This is a genomic window from Lactobacillus sp. A27 (assembly GCF_016742815.1).
Classification (GTDB): Bacteria; Bacillota; Bacilli; order Lactobacillales; family Lactobacillaceae; genus Lactobacillus; species Lactobacillus gallinarum.
The window spans coordinates 1-1,427 of sequence record NZ_JAEHNT010000117.1 but is presented as its reverse complement, the minus strand read 5'-3'; the positions used below and the strand labels follow the sequence as shown (position 1 = coordinate 1,427).

1 protein-coding gene is annotated in these 1,427 nt (G+C 35.9%); it reads right to left on the bottom strand.

Annotation, left to right across the window (positions count from 1 at the left end):
• Positions 1–36: 36 nt before the first annotated feature.
• Positions 37–1,427 (bottom strand): IS3 family transposase (locus JEM49_RS10050; protein ID WP_242509825.1); only part of this gene is annotated, 1,391 nt, incomplete at its 5' end.

Below are 1,427 nucleotides of genomic sequence, written 5' to 3'. Positions count from 1 at the left end.
TGTAGTGACCCGCATTTTTCGGACACTTTATTGATATTATGCGACTAAGGACTTATTCCGATATTCTATCGGAGTAAGTTCTTTTAGTTTATCCTTAGTTCTTTCCGTATTGTAATAGTCTATATATTTTCTGATAGCTTGCTCTAATTCGTCAAGTGAAGCATATTTCTTCTCCTGACCATAGAACATTTCACGTTTGAGAATGCCAAAGAAGCCCTCCATTAAGCCATCATCTGGAGAACAGCCTTTTCTAGACATGCTTTGTTCAATACCGCGAATAGCTAGTTCATGTTGATAAGCCTTGTGTTGGTATTGCCAGCCTCGATCTGTATGAAAGATTAAACCATTTAGTGCCTGATTAGTTTTAAAAGCATCATCCAACATTGACATCACTTGTTTCAGATTAGGATGACGAGAAATATTATAAGCAACGATATCACGTCCGCAGCCATCAATAATAGGTGATAAATAGAGTTTCTTACCCCTTAGATTGAATTCGGTAATATCGGTATACCATTTCATATTCGGTCTTAAAGCAAAGAATTTGCGTTTAATTAAGTCTGGTTTGATTCTGCCTTTAATATCTCCTTGATAGCTGCTATATGGATGTCTACGCTTCATCACATAACCGTACAAATCCATTTTGCGCATTAAACGATTAACAGTTTTACGATTAATCTGATAACCTTCACGATGCAAAATATGTGTAATACGACGATAACCTGGGGCAACATAACGATTCTTAATCTCATCATAGATCTCCCGAATGCGCATCATCACATCACTATGATGAACTTGATCCTTATCCTCACGAGTATAAACGTCATAGTAGTTACTGCGCGAGATGTGCGGCAGATCTTCGTTAGCGTTAATAATTTCAATGATCTTCTTTACTGCGAGCCCCAGTTCATGCCTCAATTCGGTAACAGCTTGTGCTATTTCTGTTTTGGTTGGCTCTTTCTTTTTTGAACCAAGGCATCCAATTTTTTTATATATGCGTTTTCGACAGTAAGCTTTAAATTCTGGCGACGCAACTTGGCGTTTTCTTGCTTGAGCCGTTCTAATTCGTTTAACTCTTTCTTGCTCATGGATTCGTCGTCCTTTCTTCTTGATAACGACATTATATCCATTTTCTTTGTAAGAGCGAATCCAATTGCTTAACATACCATTACCAGGCAAACCTAGATCAAGTGCTACTGCATTAATCGATTCATTTCCTAAAAGCACTCTTTTTATGGCATGTTCTTTATACTCTTTTGAGTAATGCGTATAAGATTTATCAAGTACTGATAAGCCATGAATTTTAATTAAATTTATTAGATAATTTACCTTTTCTCTTCTGATACCATATTTCTTACTTAAGTACGTTCCACGTTTATTTTCTAAAGTCCATTCTTCAAAAATATGAATTTTATCCTTTTTAGTTA